The 19,378-nt window shown below is 58.5% G+C and carries 18 protein-coding genes; 9 read left to right on the top strand and 9 right to left on the bottom strand.

The features are described 5' to 3' along the window. Positions 1–7: 7 nt before the first annotated feature. Together C1N84_RS22085 and C1N84_RS22080 are read right to left on the bottom strand one after the other, a co-directional pair. Positions 8–1,672: a ShlB/FhaC/HecB family hemolysin secretion/activation protein gene (locus tag C1N84_RS22085; RefSeq protein ID WP_264251774.1), complete on the bottom strand. Its 1,665-nt coding sequence runs from the start codon at positions 1,670–1,672 to the stop codon at positions 8–10. A gap of 432 nt (positions 1,673–2,104) precedes the next feature. Beyond that, positions 2,105–3,313, bottom strand: coding sequence for a pyridoxal phosphate-dependent aminotransferase (locus C1N84_RS22080; protein WP_264443916.1), 1,209 nt, complete (start codon positions 3,311–3,313; stop codon positions 2,105–2,107). 68 nt (positions 3,314–3,381) lie between these two features. Here C1N84_RS22080 and C1N84_RS22075 point away from each other — a divergent pair, with 68 nt between their 5' ends. Next, positions 3,382–4,443: a glutamine amidotransferase-related protein gene (locus tag C1N84_RS22075; RefSeq protein ID WP_211724630.1), complete on the top strand. Its 1,062-nt coding sequence runs from the start codon at positions 3,382–3,384 to the stop codon at positions 4,441–4,443. On the opposite strand, the gene C1N84_RS22070 is transcribed toward C1N84_RS22075, so the two are convergent. Genes C1N84_RS22070 through C1N84_RS22040 form a run of 7 tightly spaced genes read right to left on the bottom strand, consistent with a single transcriptional unit; the run spans position 4,406 to position 11,052 of the window. Further along, the gene (locus tag C1N84_RS22070; RefSeq protein ID WP_104093320.1) at positions 4,406–5,350 is read right to left on the bottom strand and encodes a dihydrodipicolinate synthase family protein; all 945 of its coding nucleotides are present in this window, start codon (positions 5,348–5,350) and stop codon (positions 4,406–4,408) included. The genes C1N84_RS22075 and C1N84_RS22070 overlap by 38 nt on opposite strands. A 9-nt stretch (positions 5,351–5,359) precedes the next feature. Next, positions 5,360–6,529 (bottom strand): M24 family metallopeptidase, encoded by a 1,170-nt coding sequence (locus tag C1N84_RS22065; RefSeq protein WP_264443921.1) that lies wholly within the window; start codon positions 6,527–6,529, stop codon positions 5,360–5,362. Further along, positions 6,513–7,616, bottom strand: coding sequence for a mandelate racemase/muconate lactonizing enzyme family protein (locus C1N84_RS22060; RefSeq protein WP_264443923.1), 1,104 nt, complete (start codon positions 7,614–7,616; stop codon positions 6,513–6,515). Before C1N84_RS22060 ends, C1N84_RS22065 begins: the two co-directional genes overlap by 17 nt. Continuing rightward, on the bottom strand, positions 7,613–8,788 hold the full coding sequence (locus C1N84_RS22055; protein ID WP_264443925.1) for a M20 family metallopeptidase: 1,176 nt from the start codon (positions 8,786–8,788) through the stop codon (positions 7,613–7,615). The genes C1N84_RS22060 and C1N84_RS22055 overlap by 4 nt, the downstream gene beginning before the upstream one ends. A gap of 13 nt (positions 8,789–8,801) precedes the next feature. After that, positions 8,802–9,548, bottom strand: a complete 747-nt coding sequence (locus tag C1N84_RS22050) for an amino acid ABC transporter ATP-binding protein (protein WP_058775910.1) — start codon at positions 9,546–9,548, stop codon at positions 8,802–8,804. Next, on the bottom strand, positions 9,545–10,279 hold the full coding sequence (locus tag C1N84_RS22045) for an amino acid ABC transporter permease (RefSeq protein WP_058775911.1): 735 nt from the start codon (positions 10,277–10,279) through the stop codon (positions 9,545–9,547). Before C1N84_RS22045 ends, C1N84_RS22050 begins: the two co-directional genes overlap by 4 nt. Positions 10,280–10,299: 20 nt before the next feature. Beyond that, the gene (locus tag C1N84_RS22040) at positions 10,300–11,052 is read right to left on the bottom strand and encodes an ABC transporter substrate-binding protein (RefSeq protein WP_394541914.1); all 753 of its coding nucleotides are present in this window, start codon (positions 11,050–11,052) and stop codon (positions 10,300–10,302) included. Positions 11,053–11,302: 250 nt separating this feature from the next. Here C1N84_RS22040 and C1N84_RS22035 point away from each other — a divergent pair, with 250 nt between their 5' ends. From C1N84_RS22035 to C1N84_RS22000, 8 genes are all read left to right on the top strand, one after another. After that, positions 11,303–12,199 (top strand): GntR family transcriptional regulator, encoded by an 897-nt coding sequence (locus C1N84_RS22035; protein ID WP_264443931.1) that lies wholly within the window; start codon positions 11,303–11,305, stop codon positions 12,197–12,199. Positions 12,200–12,251: 52 nt separating this feature from the next. Then, the gene (locus C1N84_RS22030) at positions 12,252–13,037 is read left to right on the top strand and encodes an SDR family oxidoreductase (RefSeq protein WP_264443934.1); all 786 of its coding nucleotides are present in this window, start codon (positions 12,252–12,254) and stop codon (positions 13,035–13,037) included. Positions 13,038–13,371: 334 nt separating this feature from the next. Continuing rightward, on the top strand, positions 13,372–14,082 hold the full coding sequence (locus C1N84_RS22025) for a FadR/GntR family transcriptional regulator (protein ID WP_021509083.1): 711 nt from the start codon (positions 13,372–13,374) through the stop codon (positions 14,080–14,082). After that, entirely contained in the window at positions 14,069–15,235 is a 1,167-nt protein-coding gene (locus tag C1N84_RS22020; RefSeq protein ID WP_394541881.1) for a PLP-dependent transferase, read from the top strand. Before C1N84_RS22025 ends, C1N84_RS22020 begins: the two co-directional genes overlap by 14 nt. A gap of 21 nt (positions 15,236–15,256) precedes the next feature. Next, positions 15,257–16,528: an ABC transporter substrate-binding protein gene (locus tag C1N84_RS22015; RefSeq protein ID WP_394541880.1), complete on the top strand. Its 1,272-nt coding sequence runs from the start codon at positions 15,257–15,259 to the stop codon at positions 16,526–16,528. Between the two features lie 24 nt (positions 16,529–16,552). Then, a complete protein-coding gene (locus C1N84_RS22010; protein ID WP_394541879.1) occupies positions 16,553–17,473 on the top strand; it encodes a carbohydrate ABC transporter permease in 921 nt (306 codons plus the stop codon). Positions 17,474–17,482: 9 nt separating this feature from the next. Further along, the gene (locus C1N84_RS22005; RefSeq protein WP_104187407.1) at positions 17,483–18,307 is read left to right on the top strand and encodes a carbohydrate ABC transporter permease; all 825 of its coding nucleotides are present in this window, start codon (positions 17,483–17,485) and stop codon (positions 18,305–18,307) included. A 3-nt stretch (positions 18,308–18,310) separates the two neighbouring features. Further along, positions 18,311–19,378, top strand: coding sequence for an ABC transporter ATP-binding protein (locus tag C1N84_RS22000; RefSeq protein ID WP_264443942.1), 1,068 nt, complete (start codon positions 18,311–18,313; stop codon positions 19,376–19,378).

Here is a 19,378-nt window from a genome sequence, read left to right as displayed (position 1 = left end):
TTGCCTCTTAAAAAACCAGCCCGACCCGGGCATAAATGCTAACGTGATCCGGTTGCAGATAGCCGGGATAACTGAGCGGAAAACCGACCGTGTATTGGGTATAAAAGAAACGGCTGCGGGTGCTGATCCCCACGGCGCTGCCCCATATCGTGCCCACAGACTCGCGGTTCTGCGCATCGCTCTTCAGCCAGCCGCCGTCCACCGCCGCCAGGGCACTGACGTCACCGACCAACGGCAAGGTGAACAGGGTGTAATCCAGTTCATTACGCAAATAGCCACCCGCGTCGCCTGACAGGTATTGTTCTTTGAAACCCCTGACTGAGCTTTCGCCGCCGAGCGTCAGGCGTTCGCTGCCGTATAACCGATCCGGTGACCACTGGCCATATACGCTGCTGAGCCACCATAACTTGTCCGAAACCGGTCGCTGAAAGCTGCCGCTCAGGCTCCACTTGCGAAACTGCGCCCGCGGTAAGTCCCCGCTTTTGTCGGCATCACTTTCCGCATCAAACCACGGCATACCGCGGCTAAAGGTTGGGTTGAGCGTTGCCACGCCACCGAACACCTTTTGCGTATGGTTGAATCCGATCTGGGTACTGGTGATTTTGCGACTGCTACTCTGCAACAGGGTATTGTTGAGATAGTTGTGACTGGTGTAGTGATTCAGGCCGAGCTGCAAACTGGTTTTGATTTCACCGTTGCGAAACAGCACCCATGAACCATTCAGGCGATGCGCAATATTGTCGCCGTTACTCAGCCAGGTGAAACCATTGTTATCAAAGTGACTGTGATAACTGCTCCAGCTATAGCTGTAGTCGAGCAGGCCGTAGCCATACGGCACGCTGACACCCGCCTGCACATTCTGCGCGTCACGCCACTCGCTGAATGCGCTGCTGCGACCGCCGCTGATAAACCAGCGATCCGCCAGCCCTAACAGGTTGTTGCCGGTCAGCGATGCGGTTAACTGACCGACACCGGTGTTTTTTTGTCCGCTATTATCAAATCCCAGCGCGGCGCTGAGCGGAAATTCTGCCGCTGTCGTCAGGTTCACCACTGAATAACCGGGCTGCGGCGCAGGCTGAATTTCAATCTGTACCGGGGTGCGGCGCAGGCGATTAATTTGCTCCATACCCTGCTCAATATCGCGCAGGTTAAGTATTTTTCCTTCAATATGAGGAAAAACCATCTTTAACATCGCCGGCTGCGCCCCGTCGAGGCGAATAGCGAATAGTTTTCCTTCCAGCACCGGAATAATTAACTGCCCATGCGACAGATCCTGTTCGGCTAAAAACGCCCGGCTGGTAATGTAACCACGTTGCATATACCAGTCAGAGACCGCATGTACCAGCGCATTAATTTCACTCAAATTCAGACAGCGATTGATATAAGGTGCCGTCAGCGCCTGTTGCTGACGATCGGATATCAGCGTGACGTGCTGCAGACGGATATGCTGGATCGGAAAACAGGGGCCGGGGCCCGCCGGGGAGGCGTCCGGCGCATTCAGCGGTGCCACAGCATGCCACAGTGCATCGCGCTGCTGCTGATCCTGCTCCAGTCGCTGCTGTTGTTGGTTTTGCAGATAATCGCGGTCGCCGGGTGTCAAAGGGGCAGCGATAATCTGGCCTGACGCTATAATAATAGACAGCGCCAGCAATATCCTTATTTTTGCCATCATCAAAGACTTAAGTAAAATTAATTGTAAAGGTTTTGTAAGCTTCTGTGCGCAGAATATCACCTAAACAATCAGACAGTTCCGCTTAATAAGAAAAAACAATAAACATGACGCAGTTTTAATTAAGTGATAAAAACAACTTTACCTAACGCAAATAAGCAACAGAAAAATCAGCAACGGCCATTAAATCATTAATATCGCGCGATGGCGGCATGACGCCAGATTAAGCGGGCTGAATGAGATGAGGCCTGCCCGGTAAGGAAACGGTGCCATATTGATAAGCGCCACGGCAATCTGCGCTGACGCCGCAGTGTTGCGCCATGCGGACTTTTACTGTTGCTGAAACCACGCACCTGGCTCACCCGATCGCCATTGCTGGCGATCGGGAGGATGCATGCCCGCATCCACTCGCGTATCAATCTCTCATGGCGGACATCAGCGCAGTTTTGCCACCGAAGATTTCAGCCGTGCGCAGGCCTGTTCCAGCAATGCATCGTCCACCGCGTAGGCAATGCGTAAATAACCCGGCATGCCAAACGCCGATCCATGCAACACCGCAACCTGTGCGTCCTGCAACAGCCAGCTGGCTAGCGCGCTATCGTCCTCCAGTCGTTCTCCCTGTGGCGTCACGCATCCCAGTAACTTTTGGCAGTTGGCAAAAATATAGAATGCTCCCTGCGGCGCCCGGGCGCTGAGGCCGTTGCTGGTGGCGATCATTGTCAGCACCTGCTGACGTCGCCGATCAAGCGTAGCGAGCCAGCCTGCCAGAAATTCGGCCGGTTGCTGCAACGCGACAACCGCTGCTGCCTGCGAGATGCTGCTGGGATTAGAGGTACTCTGCGACTGCAGAATCTGCATCGCGTTAATCAACCATGCCGGACCGGCAGCATAGCCGAGCCGCCAGCCGGTCATGGCATGGCTTTTTGAGACACCGTTGACTGTCAGCGTGCGGTCAGCCAGCTGCGGGGCCGCCGCGGCAAAAGTGCTGAATGGCGTGGCGTCGTAGCGTAACGGCTCGTAAATATCATCCGCCATGATTAACACCTGGGGGTGATCAGTCAGCACCTCAGCCAGCGCCTGTAACTCCTGCGTACTGTAAACCGCACCGGTCGGGTTACCCGGTGAGTTCAGAATCACCCAACGCGTTGCCGGCGTCAGCGCGGCAGCCAGTTGTTGCGGCTGCAGCTTCCAGTCGTGCTGTTCGTGACAGGCCACGATCACCGGTTCGCCTTCCGCCAGCGTCACCATATCCGGATAGGAAACCCAATAAGGGGCAGGAATGATCACCTGCTGGCCAGCATCCAGCGTAGCCAGCAGTGCGTTGAAAATCAGCTGCTTGGCGCCGCTGCCGGCAATGATCTGCTCAGCGGTAAAATGCAGTTGGTTATCACGGGCAAACTTGGCGGCAATCGCTGTTTTGAGTTCGCGCGTACCGGAGACGGCGGTGTATTTGGTTTGCTGCTGCACAATGGCGGCAATACCGGCATAGCTGATGCTGTCCGGCGTGGCAAAATCGAGTTCTCCCTCGCCGAGGTTGATTATCGCCTTGCCGGCGGCTTCCAGCGCACGCACCCGATCGGAAATCGCGGCGGTAGGAGATGGACGGACGCGCTGCATGCGACGGGCCAGTAGCTGACTATTCATAAATCCTCTTTTGTATATCCTGAATCAACTAATACAATTAATCACCCCATCCCAGCAGGAAGAGTGCCGTGTTACCTATTTTCATTGTTGATGATGCCCGCGTTCCGGCGCGCTTTGGGCTGCTTGCCAGCCTGTATGCTAATCAGCTGGCGTTACCGTTATGGAGCCTGCGCCCGGATTTCACCGGCGATTTCCCCGATAGCCATCAGCATGTCGCGGCGGCAGGTTACTGCGTCACCAGCGGACTGTATCGGAGCGATACACTGCAGCACGAAGTCAGCGATGTCGCCCTGCTGCCTGCGAACGAAGCCGTAATCGTCGTGGCGCAGGCGGATGTAGCGCGCATTGCGCATTTGCCAGGCCAGCGCCTCAAGGCGCTTTCCTGTGAGAGGACTATGCGGCTGCAGGATGGCAGCGACACCCTGCTGCAACATACCCTGACTTCACCGCCCCCCGGCCGCCACGCGCTGCGTATTGCCCTGATAGCGCGCGAGCACGATCAGCGTGACAGCTATCCGGCCACTCTCGATGCGCTTTATGCCGCAGCCCGGGCGCTGGCGCTCGATGTGGAAATTCACTTTTTCGCTCCCGCCGCACTGACAAACGAGGTGTCCGAACTCGACGACGTGCATGGCATTCTGCTACCGGGAGGTGCCTCGATGGCAGCGGTGCGCGGTCAAATCGCCGTGGCGCACGCCAGCCGGCAGCGCAACATTCCCACACTGGGCCTGTGCCTCGGCATGCAGAGCATGTGCACGGCTGCGTTACAACGTCACCCAGAGCTCAGTCAGGCCATGCTGGCAGAAGTGGCACCGCAGGCCGCGGTGCACAGCTTTATTGCTTTTGCCGATGGTCGCCATCGCTGTGGCCTGCTGCCATACCCGGCCGCAGAGCCGTTTAACCTGATGCATTACAACCATCGCTATCGCTTTAATCCGCAACTGCTGCCGCCGCTGCTGGCAAGCGGCGTGCAGGTCACCGCCCAGACTGGTGACATCATCGAAGGCATTGCGCTGGCCGATCACCGTTTCTGGCAGGGGGTACAGGGACATCCGGAGCTACAGTCGCGCCCGGATGCACCGCACCCGCTGTTTACGGCCTTTCTGCAGGCGCTGGTGACGCCAGCGTAACCCCGCTGCGTCCGTCGCTGGCCAGCCGTTGCATCACGCTGGTCAGCGCAACCAGCGCGTCTGGCGAGATCGGCTGCAGCGGTGCGCGCACCGTGCCGCCATTGAAACCGCGCAGCGCCATTGCCGCTTTCACCAACTGCGGCTGGCCGTGCTGGCGTGCCAGCGTACGATAGTCAAACCACAGCTGATGCAGATCGCGCGCGGTGGCGGCATCGCCCTGTTCCAGCGCACGATAGCAGGCAAGGATGAGCTCCGGCAGCGCGCCGCTGTTGGTGGTACTGATGCCATCGAATCCGGCCATCATCGGGCCGGCAAAGGCCAGATCGGAGGCACAAAATAGACGTAGTTTGCCGCGCAGCCGGTTGGCAATCTGATCGATGGCGGTTGGATTCAGATCGCCCTGTTTGATGCCCACCACGCCCGGTATCGCCGCCAGTTGCTCCAGTAGTGCCGGTGACAGGGTGATACCAATGCCCGGCGCGTTGTAAACCAGAATGCCGGTTTTCGACAGCGGTGCCATCTCAGCAAAATAGGCAAGAATTTGCGCATCGGTAATTTCGCTGACAAAAGGCGCGGTGACCATCGGCAAACCGCCCAGATCCCCAGCCAGCTGCGTCAGCTCGCGGGCATCACGCGGGTCTGCGCTGGCGCTGCACAGCATCACCGCCACGCGATCCTGCACGCAGTCCATCACGGCGTGAAACAGCGCACGGCGTTCTGGCACTGACATCACCGGAAACTCGCCATAAGTGCCGCCAATTAACAGGCCGTCGTAGCCAAGACCGATGACGCGTTCGATATTTTCGCGCAGGGCGCCGAAGTCAATGTCGCCGCTGGCGCTGAAAGGCGTCACGGTAATGTTAAAGATACCGCGCAGGCGTTCACGGCATTCGCTGATGTCTTTCATTGGGTTTCCTTATAAGCAGGTTAATGGGCGAGCCAGCGAACCGAGCTGGCGATAGCCGGTTTCCGTTACCACCACGGTTTCGCTAACGCCAACCGTAAACTCGCCGTAAATGCGCAGCGCCGGGGGGATATGGAAGGTCATGCCTGGCTGCAGTTCGGTGTTGACGCCACTGTACAGGCTGAGAATGCCGCCCTCGCCCCAGTCCGGCGCGAACGAGACACCGATGGAGTAGCCGGTGCGTTTTTTAAAGTTGTCGGTGAAGCCCGCGCGGTCGATCACCTGCTGGCAGGCTATGTGCGGTGCGGCACAGGTTGCGCCCGGCCGAATGGCATCCAGTGCCGCCTGGAGCGCCTCCTGACACACTTTCTCCATTTCCATAGCAATAGCAGGGGGCCGCCCCAGCCATGCCGAGCGCATCAGCGCGGCATGATAGCGATCGTGCGCGGCGGCCATCTCCAGAAAGACCGGCTCATTATCCTGCAACACGCGACGACGCCAGGTTCCGTGAGGCACACCGCTGCGTGGGCCACTGGAAACCAGCGGCTCCATCCCGACATATTCGGATCCGGCCGCAATGGCGGCTCCCATCATGGCCGCGACCAGCGCATTTTCATCCGCCCCGGCACGCACTGCGGCCATACCGGCCTGCATGCCGGCGTCAACATAGCGCGCCGCCTGGGCGATCTTTTCCACTTCCGCCGTTGACTTCACTGCGCGCAGCGGCTCAATCACCCCGGCGGTATCGGCGAGGCTGCCGATGCGACTTTGTAACGCCTCATACACGGCTACCGGCAAAAACCAGCCGCGTTTGTCCAGCCCGACACGCTTACTAAGCCAGCCGCGCTGCTGCAGCAGGGCAACGAGAAAATCAACCGGGTTATCGCCATCCTGATAGATGGCGGCATCTGAGATAAAGGTGTTGGCGATAAAGTTAAAGTATTCGAGCTGGCGGATAACAAACACCGGATCCCCTTCTGTTGGCAGCACCAGCGCCTGAAAGGTGTAATAGCCCGGTGTTTGCTGACCGGTTAACCAGAAGATATTTTCTGGTCCGGTCACAATCATCACATCAACGCCGGCCGCATTGAGACGTTCGCGGGTGCGCTGGATGCGTTGTGCGTACTCCTGTGCGCTAAAGGCGGATTCACTGCCCTGGATAACATTATTCAGCTGTTGCATAACCAGACTCCTGGAGAAAAGTGGCGCGCGCGGCATCAAAATGCACGCCCAGGCCGGGTAAATCATTGATGACGACAGTGCCCTGCTGATAATGCAGGCCGCTCACCGCATCGTTTATCAGGCCATCGGCACCGTACAGTTCTGCGAAACGCGGTTGCACGGCGCGACACACCTGCAGCGCCGCCGCTGTTGCCGCATGGCCTTCGTTCATCTGACCTATCATGAAAGGGATGCTGGCCGCCTGAAGGCGCCGTGCCGCCGCGAGCGTCGGCGCAATGCCGCCCAGCTTCACCAGCTTGAGATGGCCCCACAGCGCGCCGTTCGCCGCCATCAGTTGATCGATGGCTGCCGGGCTATTGAGGCTCTCGTCCAGCATGATCGGCACGCCATAACCGCTCAGTTGCGCCAGTGCGGCATCGTTAGCCGGTGCCAGCGGCTGTTCGACATAGCTGAGATTCAGCGCCTGCAGCGCCGGAAAAGCGGCGTGCGCCTGCGCCAGTGACCACTGACCGTTGACATCAATCGCCAGCGTGATGGCCTCACCAAAGCGGGCGCGCAGGGCGTGCAACCGCGCCAGATCGGTCGCCACATCCGCCACGCCGGTACGCAGTTTGAGCTGGGTAAAGCCACGTGCAACGTACTGTTCAGCCTGCGTCAGCATTTGCGCTTCACTGCCCCAGAACAGCGTCTGGTTGGTGGGGTAGCCGGGGCTGGCCGCAGCGGCACCGAGCCAGTGCGCAAGGCTCACGCCGGTCTGCTGCGCCAGTAAATCATGCAGCGCCATGTCGAACAGCATGCGCGCCGGCGCCAGCAGTCCCGCCCCATCCGCATGCACACGCTCCAGCATCGCCTGCGGCGCCAGTGCCCAGTTCCAGCCCGCCAGGGCGCGGGTGATGTTTTCCAGCACCCGATCGGCGCTATAGCCGTGCAGATACTGAATGTTGAGCCGCACCTCGCCAGTGCCGCAGCGCGTGCCATCGTCCAGCCGCAGCCACAGCGTATCCAGCGCGCTGATTGCGCCCGAGGACGCGGTGTGCAGCGTGACTGCGTCATAGCGCAGCTGACCGCGCCAAAGCGTTGCTTTCACGTTGCGGACTCCTGCGGCAGCATCGCCAGTGCCACGTCGAGGTAGATGGCTGCGGCAGCAATAAATTCTTCGACAGGCACGAATTCATCTGGCTTGTGAGCCACCGCCAGGCTGCCGGGTCCGATCACCACGCCTTTCGCCCCGAGTGAGCGAAAATGCACTAAATCGCATCCCCCCTGAAAACCAAACGGGCCCGGTTCCGCCTGCCCGTGACGACGACAGGCGGCGAGGCTGTGCTGCACAATCGCTTCGTTACTGTCGGTCTCGGTGGCCCCGCCCGTGGTGGCCTGCCAGGCGATGATGTCCGCCTCCACGCCAGCAGTGGCTTTCGCGTGGTCAAGCAGCTGCTGCAGTTCGGCCTTCACCGCCTGCTCGTCCTCACCGGGCACCATGCGGCGGTCGAGGAGCAGCTCGCAGCTGTCCGGCACCACGTTATCAGCGTGCCCCCCGTGGATGCGCGTCACCGTCAGGCTGGCATTGCCCACCAGCGCGTGGCAGCGACAGCGCACCTGCTGCTGATGCGACTGCTCAATCAGGCCCAGTAACCTGGCGGACTGATAGATGGCGTTTATCCCCAGCTCAGGCGTGCCCGAGTGCGCCGTTACGCCCTTCACCCTGACGCGCGGTCGCAGGCTGCCTTTATGGGCAGAAAACGTGGCGTTGCCGGTGGGTTCGCCAATCACCGCAAAATCGATGGCCGGCGGTGCCTGCCGGACATAAAACTTCGCGCCTTCACTGGCGACCTCCTCATCGGCAGTGAATACCCCCATCAGCGTACCGGACCAGCGGTGGCGACTGGCGGCCAGCAGGCGCAGCGCTTCAACCATCGCCACTAGCGGTCCTTTGGCATCGCAGGCACCACGACCGTACAGGCGTCCCTCGCGCTCGGTAAGGGTAAAGGGATCGCTACGCCAGCCGCTGCCGGCAGGCACTGTGTCCAGATGGGTATTGAAGGCGAAGCAGGGTCCGGCACCGTTGTGCAGAACCGCGATGACGTTGGTGCGCCCTGCCGCATATTCACTGAACGACAGGTCAAAACCGGCCTCGCGCAGCCAGCCTGCCACGCACTCTGCCGCTTCGCGCTCCTGACCGGGAGGATTTTCTGTATTGATGGCAACCAGCGTGGCGAGGTCGCGCTTCATGCGCACGCTGTCGACCGGGTGAATAGTCATTATGGCTCCGCTGTTAATGTAGGATTTGATCGAGAAAACGCTGGGCACGTTCGCTAACCTGGCGGTTGAAGAAGTCGCTGGCGCTGGCGCGCTCCAGAATTTCGCCTTCTTCCATGAACAGAATCTGACTGGCGGCACGGCGCGCGAATCCCATTTCATGGGTGACGACCATGCTGGTCATGCCTTCGGCGCTCAGTTCCGCCATCACATCAAGCACTTCGCGGATCATCTCCGGATCGAGCGCTGATGTGGGTTCGTCGTACAGCATCAGTTCCGGCTTCATCGCCAGCGCCCGGGCAATGGCCACGCGCTGCTGCTGACCGCCAGATAATTCGTCGGGGAAATGATCGGCCCGGTCGTGAATACGCACCTTCGCCAGCAGCGCTTCTGCCTGTTTGCGTGCCGTGATGCGGTTGACGCCGAGTACCGTCATCGGTGCCAGCATGATGTTTTCCGCCGCCGTCAGATGGGAAAACAGCTCGTAGTTCTGAAACACCATGCCAATACGCTGGCGCAACTGGTGCGGCGGCACTTCTCCCCGGCTGATATTCTGGCGGGTGAAGAACACATCACCGCTATCGGCAGGTGACAACAGATTGACGCAGCGCAGCAGCGTAGATTTGCCGGAACCGGAAGGCCCAATCAGCACCACCGTTTCCCCACGCTGAACGCTAAGCGAACAGTTCTTCAATACCGGCTGACGGCCAAAGCTCTTGTCGATGCCAATCAACTCCAGCAGCGGTGGTTTTGTCTCGTTCATGACAGATCTCCTGCGGTATCCGCCGCTTTGGTTAACCGACGGTGGCGCGCCCGGGCCTTTTGCCATTTTCCACGCCGCAGTTTCGGGTCGAGCGTGCGCTCCAGCCACGACTGAAACAGCATGAACAGCGAGGTCAGCAGCAGGTAATAGAGCCCCGCCGCGCAAAGCGCCTCGAAATAGCGGAAGCTGGCGCTGGCGGTCTGGTTCGCCACCAGCAACAACTCCTGCACCGCAATCACGGAGACCAGTGCGCTGGACTTCAGCATGCTGATCATCTGATTACCCATCGGTGGCAGCACGATGCGCGCGGCCTGCGGCAAGACAATCTTGCGCATGATCTGGGCGTGGGTCATTCCCAGCGCCATACCGGCGGTGCGCTGGCCGCTTTTTACCGCCTGTAAGCCGGAACGTAATATCTCCGCCATGTAGGCGCCCTCATTCAGCGACAGCGCCAGCACGGCACAGGTAAACGCGGAGAAGCGCAGACCGAAACCAGGCAACACGTTGTAGACAAAGATGATCTGGAACAGCACCGGCGTACCGCGAAACAGCCAGAGATAAAAAAACGCCAGCCCTTTCGCGGCACGAAATGGCGCTTCCTGTAGCAGCGCCAGCACCAGTCCCAGCACTACGCCGCACAACAGCGAGCACAGAGTAATCAGCAGCGTCATCCACGCGCCCTGCAGAAATTCGCGGGAGAGGAAGTACTGCCACATTAAATCGATCGACATAGCTTTCTCCGGTCAGCGGATTAAAAAATGGCAACGGAGTCCGGGAAGTTCCATTTCTCAATCAGTTGCTTGTAAGTGCCGTCTTTCACCAGGTTTTGCAGTCCCTGTTCCAGTTGCGCTTTGGTGGCGCTGTCGCCTTTACGGACCGCAAAAGCGATGTGGGTATCGGCTTCAAACTCAGCGCCTGCCGCTTCAAACACGCCGGGCTTCTCGCTAAACAACGCAACGGTACCGGACGTAGAAAGAAATTCCGCATCGGCGCGCCCCTGCGCAACAGCCACTGCCGAGTCCGTTGCCGCCGGGAACGTCATAACGTTGATCGCGGCTTTTTTGGCGGCGAGGCAGTTCTGGTTATCCACGCGCGCCTGGCTCTCTTCGATCCCGCCAAGCGTGACCGCCACGTTTTTGCCGCACAAAGACAGATCGCGCCCGGTGATGCCGGCCGGATTGCCTTTACGCACCACGACGCGACTGCCGATTTTGAGGTAAGGAACAAAATCCACCTGCGCCGCACGCGCCGGGTTGACGTACATCGCTGAGTTAATGATGTCGAGACGTTTGCCCTGCAGTGCCGGGATCAGCCCTTTAAACTCCATCGGCATGGCTGCGGGTTGCAGATTGAGCGTCTTACTCAGCGCGGTTATCAGCTCGATATCAAAACCGGTGAGCTTGCCGTCTTTCACAAACTCGAACGGCATAAAGGTGGCTGCGGTGCCGTAGGTCAGTTTGCCTGGGGCAACGCGGTCGCTTGCCGCCTGGCTGATGATGGGCATCAGGGCCAGCGTGGCAAGCGCCAGCAACCGACCGGTAGAGCGAAATGAATTGCTGATCATCTGTGTCTCCTGGTAAACGTTTAAATTGGTTTTTATGATTCATAAAATACAATCATGGTGATAAAAAAACGTCTTCTCCTGGTGCACTCTGCACGCTTATCGTGCATGTATTGCTTTATATCGCAGCATTTACCTCAACATGTTATTGTACCTTTAGTTGACAATAATACATTTCAGGAAATCCCGTTCTATGCAGCCTGACTCCTCCGCCAGCAGCCGTCGTATTGCACGCCAGCTACTTGACCTGATCTATGAAGCAAGATTCGATCCAGGTCAGCACTTACGTGAACAACCTCTGGCAGACGCGCTGGGCGTTTCCCGCACGCCGGTGCGGGCAGGACTTAAAGAACTGACCCGACTGGGCGCGGTGGAAGCGCGGCCCAATCAGGGATTTTTTCTGCTAAAAGGGGCAGATGAGTTACAGCAGCTGGACATTGAACCCCCGCAGAGCAGCGACCAGACGTTGTACGAGTTACTGGTACGCGATCGTATTGCCGGTGCCCTGCCCGAATCGTTCACCCAGACGGAAATCAGCCAGCGCTATGACGTTGATCGCGGCATTCTGACACGCACGCTGGTCAAGCTGTCGGAGGACGGGTTAATCGCGCGCAATGCGGGACACGGCTGGCGTTTTCAGCAAACGCTTAACTCGGAAGTCGCGCTGCGCAACAGTTATGGATTTCGTCTGATGATCGAGCCAGCCGCCCTGCTCAGCCCGCAATTACGCGCGGACCGTGCCATGCTGAAGCGCCTGCGGGCACAGCATCTGCGATTGATTACCCATCCGGACCTCACGCAAGTACCGGCGCGCGAAATTTTTGAGACGGATGCCGCTTTTCATGAATCGCTGGCCGAAGCCAGCGGCAATCTGTTTGTGCTGCAGGCGATTCAACAGCAAAACCGCCTGCGCCGCCTGCTGGAATTTGGCAGCTACCAAAACAAACGGCGGGTGAAAGAGTGGTGCGAAGAGCACGTGGCCATTATCGACGCGCTGCGTGAAAACCGGCCGCAACAGGCAGCCGAACTGATGAAAACGCATCTGCAATTCGCCTTCGATCAGGTACAGATGCGTAAACCAGGCGCATAACCGGCACTGTTTTTGCACATTACGATCCTGAAAATACAATCAGGAGGCAGTGATGGATTTGCAAATACAAGGGCGCGTGGCGCTGGTATGTGGTGCAGGCAGCGGTCTGGGTCAGGCGATAGCGCTGGCGCTGGCGCAGGAGGGCGTGCGCGTGGCGGTGACCGGGCGCAACAGCAGTAAGTTGCAGGCAACAGTGGAGCGCATTACCGCTGACGGCGGTGAGGCGCAGGCGTTCCAGCTGGATCTGGCGGCACCCGACACCTTTGACAGCGTGCTGGAGGCGATTCGCCAGCGCTGGGGCGCGGTGGATATTCTGGTGAATAATTCAGGTGGGCCGCCACCCGCGAAAGCCGCGGGTACCGGCAGTGAACTCTGGCGACAGCAGTTTGCGGTGATGGTGGACGCGCTGATTCAACTGAGCGACAAGGTGCTGCCGGCCATGCGCCAGCGCGGCTGGGGACGCATTATCACGTCCACCTCGTCGGGCGTGGTCACGCCTATCCCCAATCTGGCGCTGTCCAATGCGCTGCGCATGAGCCTGCTGGGCTGGTCGAAAACGCTGGCAAGCGAGGTAGCCGCGGATGGCGTAACGGTTAACGTCCTGGTGCCGGGACGCATTGATACTGAGCGCGTCAGTCAGCTTGATGCGCTGAAGGCGCAGCGCGAAAACAGTACCGCGGCTGCCGTCGCAGCCCAAAGCCGGCGCAGCATACCGATGGGCCGCTACGGCGCGCCACATGAATATGGCGCCACCGCCGCTTTTCTCGCCAGTGACCCTGCCAGCTACATTACCGGCAGCGTGATCCGCGTCGACGGCGGCCTGATCGATGCCGTTTAGCCGCTGATCGCGGTTTTAAGAGATGGGCATGCAATGACTGCTGCCCATTTAACCGGTCACAATGCTCTTCTTTTACCTTAACGTCATCGCTAACGGTTTTGCTGGCTGAGCGTTGCCGCTGTGCCACTGCATCTGCTGAATTCACACCCCGGTTAATCAAAAAACGACCACCGCACCGCCACACCACGGTGCACCCTGGCGGTTTTTGCACCAGCAGATCTCATAATCTGCACTTATTACGGCATCAAATCTCCTGCTGAATCAAAGCTTAATGATTCTGGCATGCGGGTTGCTAAGCCTTTGGTAGAGATGTTGGACCAATTAAGGCATAGCGATGCATGACCCGGCTGAACTCCATCCCATCATTCCCACGCGCAGCGATACGCTGATTCTTGATGCGCTCACGCGCTACATGGCGCATGCCGGCGCGCAGCCGGGCAGTCGCCTGCCGCCGGAGCGCGAGCTGGCGGAGAAACTGGGCGTCAGCCGTAATACGGTGCGCGAGGCGCTCAAGCGCTGGGAAGCTCTCGGCATCATTGTGCGCAAAAAAGGCAGCGGCACCTTTCTGCAGGCGGAAGTCGGTCTGCATGACAGCTTTCTCTCTCTGCGCTTTAAAAACGACTCCGCCAACATGCTTCATGCGCTGGAAGTGCGCCGCATCATTGAGTCCGAATCCTGCGTGCTGGCCGCGCAGCGCGCCAGCGCCGACGACCTGCTGGAAATCGAACGGCGGCTGGAAGAGATGGAGCGTGTGCACCTGGCTATCGGTTCCGCCGGGCCGGAGGATTGGGCTTTCCACACCAGCATTTACCGCGCCGCCGGTAATCCGCTGCTGTTGCAGATGCTTAACGGCGTCTACGACACGCTGCACGCCTTTTTCGAGTCCCCGCCGGAGCAGGCGCTGTTTTCAGACTCGTTTCCCCTGCACCGTGAACTGTTTAACGCCATCCGCGCCCGCGACAGCCAGGCCGCGCGCGCCCTTTGCCACCAGATTCTTGATATCACCGAACGCGACATGAAGGACGTGATCCATGCCAAACGCTAAACCTATTGCGCAACAAACACTGCTGACCCACGACCAGCGCCACGAACAGGGCGCCGTAACGCCACCGATTTATCAGTCTTCGCTGTTTACCTTCAGCGATTACGACAGCATGATCGCCCGCTTTCGCGGTGAGAGCGACCAGCCGCTCTATTCCCGCGTTGATAATCCGACGGTTAAAGCGCTACAGGATAAAGTTGCCGCGCTGGAAGGCGGTGATGCCTGCCTCGCCTTTGCCAGCGGCATGGCCGCCATCAGCAACGCGATTCTGAGTGTGGTTCAGCCAGGCGCGAAAGTGGTCTGCGTTAATCATGTCTATCCCGATACTTACCGCTTTTTGCGCGGCTTTTGTCAGCGTTTCGGTATCACGACGCAGTTTGTTGATGGCGACGATGAAGCGGCGATAGCCGCCGCGCTGCCCGGCGCCAGCCTGCTCTATCTGGAAAGTCCCTCCAGCTGGGTGATGAGTGAACAGAACCTGCGGCAGCTGGCCACGCTGGCGCGCGATGCGGGCGTCGTCACGTTGATTGATAACAGCTGGGCTTCGCCCATTTTCCAGCAGCCGCTGCTGTATGGTATCGACATCGTGGTGCACTCCGCCTCGAAGTACATCAGCGGCCACAGCGATGTGGTGGCCGGCCTGGTGATTGCCAGCCACCAGCACATCAACAACATTGCCCGTCACATTAGTCCGTTCCTTGGCGGCAAACTCTCTGCGAACGAAGCCTCTTTGCTGATCCGTGGCCTGCGTACGCTGCCGCTGCGTATGAAGCAGCATCAGCACAGCGCCCTGCAGCTGGCGGAAAAGCTGTGTGATCATCCGCAGGTCAGCGCGGTTTGCCACCCCGGGCTCAATCCCCCTGCATGGTCCACGCTGCGCGGTTACAGCGGGCTGTTTTCCTTTACCGTGACCGAACAGGTCGACATACCGCAATTCTGCAACGCCCTGCAACTGTTCCACATGGGCGTCAGCTGGGGAGGTTTCGAGAGCCTGGTGATGCCGGCGATTTCGGTCATTAATCAGGCCAGTGAATTTAATTCAGCCCAGGATTTTGGTGTCTCGCCGCGCCTGATCCGTATCTCTGTTGGCCTCGAAGAGACCGACGATCTTTGGACCGATCTGACTCAGGCACTTGCTGCCGCCACTCACCGTTAATCACGCTCCGGAGAACCAGCCATGACAACACGTTTCGCCCTGAAAGCCCTGATACTCGCCGTGGGTTTAGGCAACGCCTTTTGCAGCCTCGCCGCCAAACTCACCGTGGTGGAAGTCATCACCAGCCCGCCACGTACCGCGCTTCTGCAAAAAATGCTCGACGAATACAAGACGCAGCATCCTGGTACCGAGATTGAGCTGATATCGCTGCCATGGGGTCAGGCATTTGAAAAACTGGGCACCATGTTACAGAGCGGACAGGTACCGGATGTGGTGGAGATGCCCGATACCTGGCAAGGCTTATACGCCAGCAACAATATGCTGGAGGATCTTGAACCCCGCCTGAAAAGCTGGCCTGAAAGCGCCCAGCTGACGGCCAAAACGCTGGCAATGGCGCGGGCCGCAAACGGTAAAGCCACCATGGTGCCGTACGGTTTTTACCTGCGGGCGCTGTTCTGGAATAAGAAGCTGTTTAAGCAGGCAGGACTGAGTGAACCGCCAAAAACAATGGAAGAGTTTGCCAGCGACGCGAAGCGTATTAGTCAGTCAGGTAACGGTATCAGCGGCTACTGCATGCGTGGCGGTGTCGGGGGAACCAATGCGTGGATGATGTTTATGGCGGCGATGAACGGTTCGCCTGCCTTCTTTGATAAAGACGGCAACAGTACTTTAACCCAGCCGGGGGCGATAAAGGGAGCACAACTGCTGGTCGATTTGTATCAGCAAGGCGGCGCGCCTAAAGACAGCGTGAACTGGGGCTTTAACGAGATTGTCTCGGGCTTCTATTCCGGCAAATGCGCCATGCTCGATCAGGATCCGGACGCGCTGATCGCGATTAAAAATAGCATGGCGGCTGAGGATTTTGCCGTGGCACCCATGCCGGTCGGACCATCCGGTAAAGCCTTCCCGACCATCGGCTATACCGGCTGGGCGATGTTCAAACAGGGTAAACAAAACGATGTCGCCTGGCCGCTGATTACCTTCCTCAGTAATAAAACCAACAACCTGGCCTGGGCGAAATTTGTCGGCACGCTGCCCATCTATAAAGGTGCGGAACAGGACCCGTTCTATCAGACGCCGCAGTTTGCCGGCTGGTTTAAGGAGCTGAACGATCCAAATTATGTGCCACTCACTATGCCGACCCATCTTAAAGGCTGGGGCTACTTCAATTCGGTGATCGTGAAAGAGAGCAGCCAGGAGACGTTACTGGGTGAAAACGACACCAAAGATATGGTGCAGGACTGGGCCAGCTATCTGAGTAAAGAGCAAAAAGCCTGGCTCGCCAGCCAGTAATCCCGCGGAAACCGGAGCCCTGAAATGATGCCTGAGATCTCTCTTCCTGTCAGCCCGGCGCGCCGCCGCTGGCGCTGGACCCGGCTGGCTGAGCCATGGTGGTATCTGTCACCGGGCCTGTTGCTGATCGCCCTGTTCATCTTCGTGCCGATGGCAATCGGCATTTCTTACGCGTTTCAGAGCATGAACCTGCTCAATCCGCTGGAGAGCGGCTGGGTTGGCTGGGCGAACTTTGCGCAGATGCTCGACGATCGCCGCTTCTTTCGCGCGCTCGGCCATACCCTTAACTGGACGCTGAGCTCACTGCTGCTGCAGTTCTTTTTCGGCCTCGCGCTGGCGCTGCTGCTTAACCGCGAGTTTCGCTTTCGCCGCTGGGTGCAGGCGCTGGTGTTTTTACCGTGGGCGGTGCCGGCGTTTCTTTCCGGCCTGACCTGGTCCTGGCTGCTCAACCCGGTCGTGGGTCCGCTGCCACAGTGGCTCAGCGACGTGGGCATTCTCAGCGAACCTTACAATATTCTTTCCGATCCGCAACTGGCGATGTGGGGGCCGGTGATTGCTAACGTCTGGTTTGGCATCCCGTTTTTTGCCATCACTTTACTGGCGGCACTGCAGTCGATTCCCAAAGATTTGTATGAAGCAGCAGCCATCGATGGTGCCAGCGGCTGGCAGCAGTTTCGCCGTGTCACCCTGCCGTTTCTCGCCCCGATGATCGCCATTACCGTGATGCTGCGTACTATCTGGATCGCTAACTTTGCCGATTTGATCGTGGTGATGACCGACGGCGGTCCGGCCGGTTCAACCTCGATTCTTTCCAGTTACATCTTCACCACCGCTTATCGCAAACTGGATTTTGGTTATGCCTCGGCGATGGCGGTGTGTCTGTTACTGCTGATGACCTGCTATGCGCTGGTATTGCTGCGCATCCGCCATCAGTTACTTAAGTAAGGAGTCCGCATGCGCCTGTTACCGTTGATCGGTCATCGTCTCAGCATCGCCGCCTATTTGCTGTTTGCGCTGTTTCCGTTGTACTGGATCATTAAAATTGCCGTCACGCCGGACAGGTTACTGTTCAGTCAGGGCGTGACGCTGTTACCTGGCGGTTTCACCCTGAGCCACTTTGCGAAGGTATTGACCGACAGTGATTTCCCCACGTTTTTTATTAACAGTCTCATTGTCTCCTGCAGCACTGCCGCGCTGACCACCTTGATTGCTGCGGGTGCCGGCTATGCCTTTTCCCGCTTTCAGTTTCGCGGCAAGATGGTGATGGCGGCCCTGCTGCTGTTTACGCAGATGTTTCCGCTGGTGATGATCATTGCGCCGATTTACCGGGTGATGGCCCCGCTGGGACTGACGAATAGTCTGCTGGGGCTGATTCTGATTTACAGCGCCTTCAATGTCCCGTTCGCCACCTTCCTGATGCAGTCATTTTTTGATGCCATCCCGAAAGATCTCGAAGAGTCCGCCATGCTGGAAGGCTGCACCCGCTTTCAGGCGCTGTACCGCGTGCTGATGCCGCTGACGCTGCCCGGCATGGCAGCGACGCTCGGCTTTGTTTTCACCGCCGCGTGGAGTGAGTTGCTGTTCTCACTGATGCTGATCAACAAAAACGAAGTCATGACCTTTCCGGTCGGGCTGCTCAGTTTCGTCTCCAAATTCGCCGTTTCGTGGGGCGAAATGATGGCTGCCGCCGTGCTGGCGTTAATTCCAGCCTGTCTGTTCTTCGCTTTCATTCAACGCTACCTGGTTCAGGGACTCACCGCCGGTGCGGTTAAGGGGTAAATAATGGCTGAAATTACGCTGGCGCAAATTGAAAAGCGCTATGGCAACGTTGAGGTTCTGCGCGACATCAATCTGACTATTAAAGATGGTGAGTTCGTGGTGCTGGTCGGCCCGTCCGGCTGTGGTAAATCCACCCTGCTGCGCACCATTGCCGGTCTGGAGTTGGCAACGGGCGGCAATATTCATATCGGCAGTCAGCTGATGAACGAGGTGGCGCCGAAAGACCGCGATATTTCGATGGTGTTCCAGAGCTATGCGCTCTATCCGCATCTGACGGTCGCGCGCAACATGGGCTTCAGCCTTGAAATTCAGAAACGACCGCGTGCTGAGATTGAGGAGAAAGTCCGGCGAGCGGCGGAGATTCTCAGCCTGACACACCTGCTTGATCGCCGGCCAAAAGAGCTGTCGGGTGGACAACGGCAGCGCGTGGCGATGGGCCGCGCCATTGTGCGTCAGCCGCAGGTGTTTCTGTTTGATGAGCCGCTTTCCAACCTCGATGCGCAACTGCGCGGCCAGATGCGCGTGGAGATCAAAAAACTGCATCAGCAAATGAACAACACCATCGTTTATGTTACCCACGATCAGGTTGAGGCCATGACGCTGGCTGACCGCATCGTGGTGCTCAACCACGGCGTCATTCAGCAGGTGGGCACACCGCTGGAGCTGTACGACACACCGGCCAATAAGTTCGTCGCCAGTTTTATCGGTTCACCGTCGATGAATTTTATCAACGGCGTGATGACCCCCAGCGGCGTGCGTATCAGCGACAGCGCTCAGTTGCCCCTGAATACGCACTGGGCGGCACAGGCCGCTGGCCGCGACGTTATTTACGGCATCCGGCCGGAAAACATCAGCCTGGCGCAGCCGGGTGAGCAGCATGCGCTGCCCCTTGAAGTGTCGCTGGTGGAGCCGACCGGCCTGTCCGAACTGATTCACGGTTCGCTGTTTGGCCACCCGCTGATGCTGTTTTCCACCCAGCGTTCCGGCGCGCGTGCCGGTGATATTTTACCGGTCACGCTGGACAGCGAACGTGCGATGCTGTTCGACGCCGCATCACAGCGCCGCCTGTAA

The sequence above is a fragment of the Pantoea sp. SGAir0418 genome, from assembly GCF_043529865.1.
This window is presented reverse-complemented; position numbering and strand designations above follow the sequence as displayed.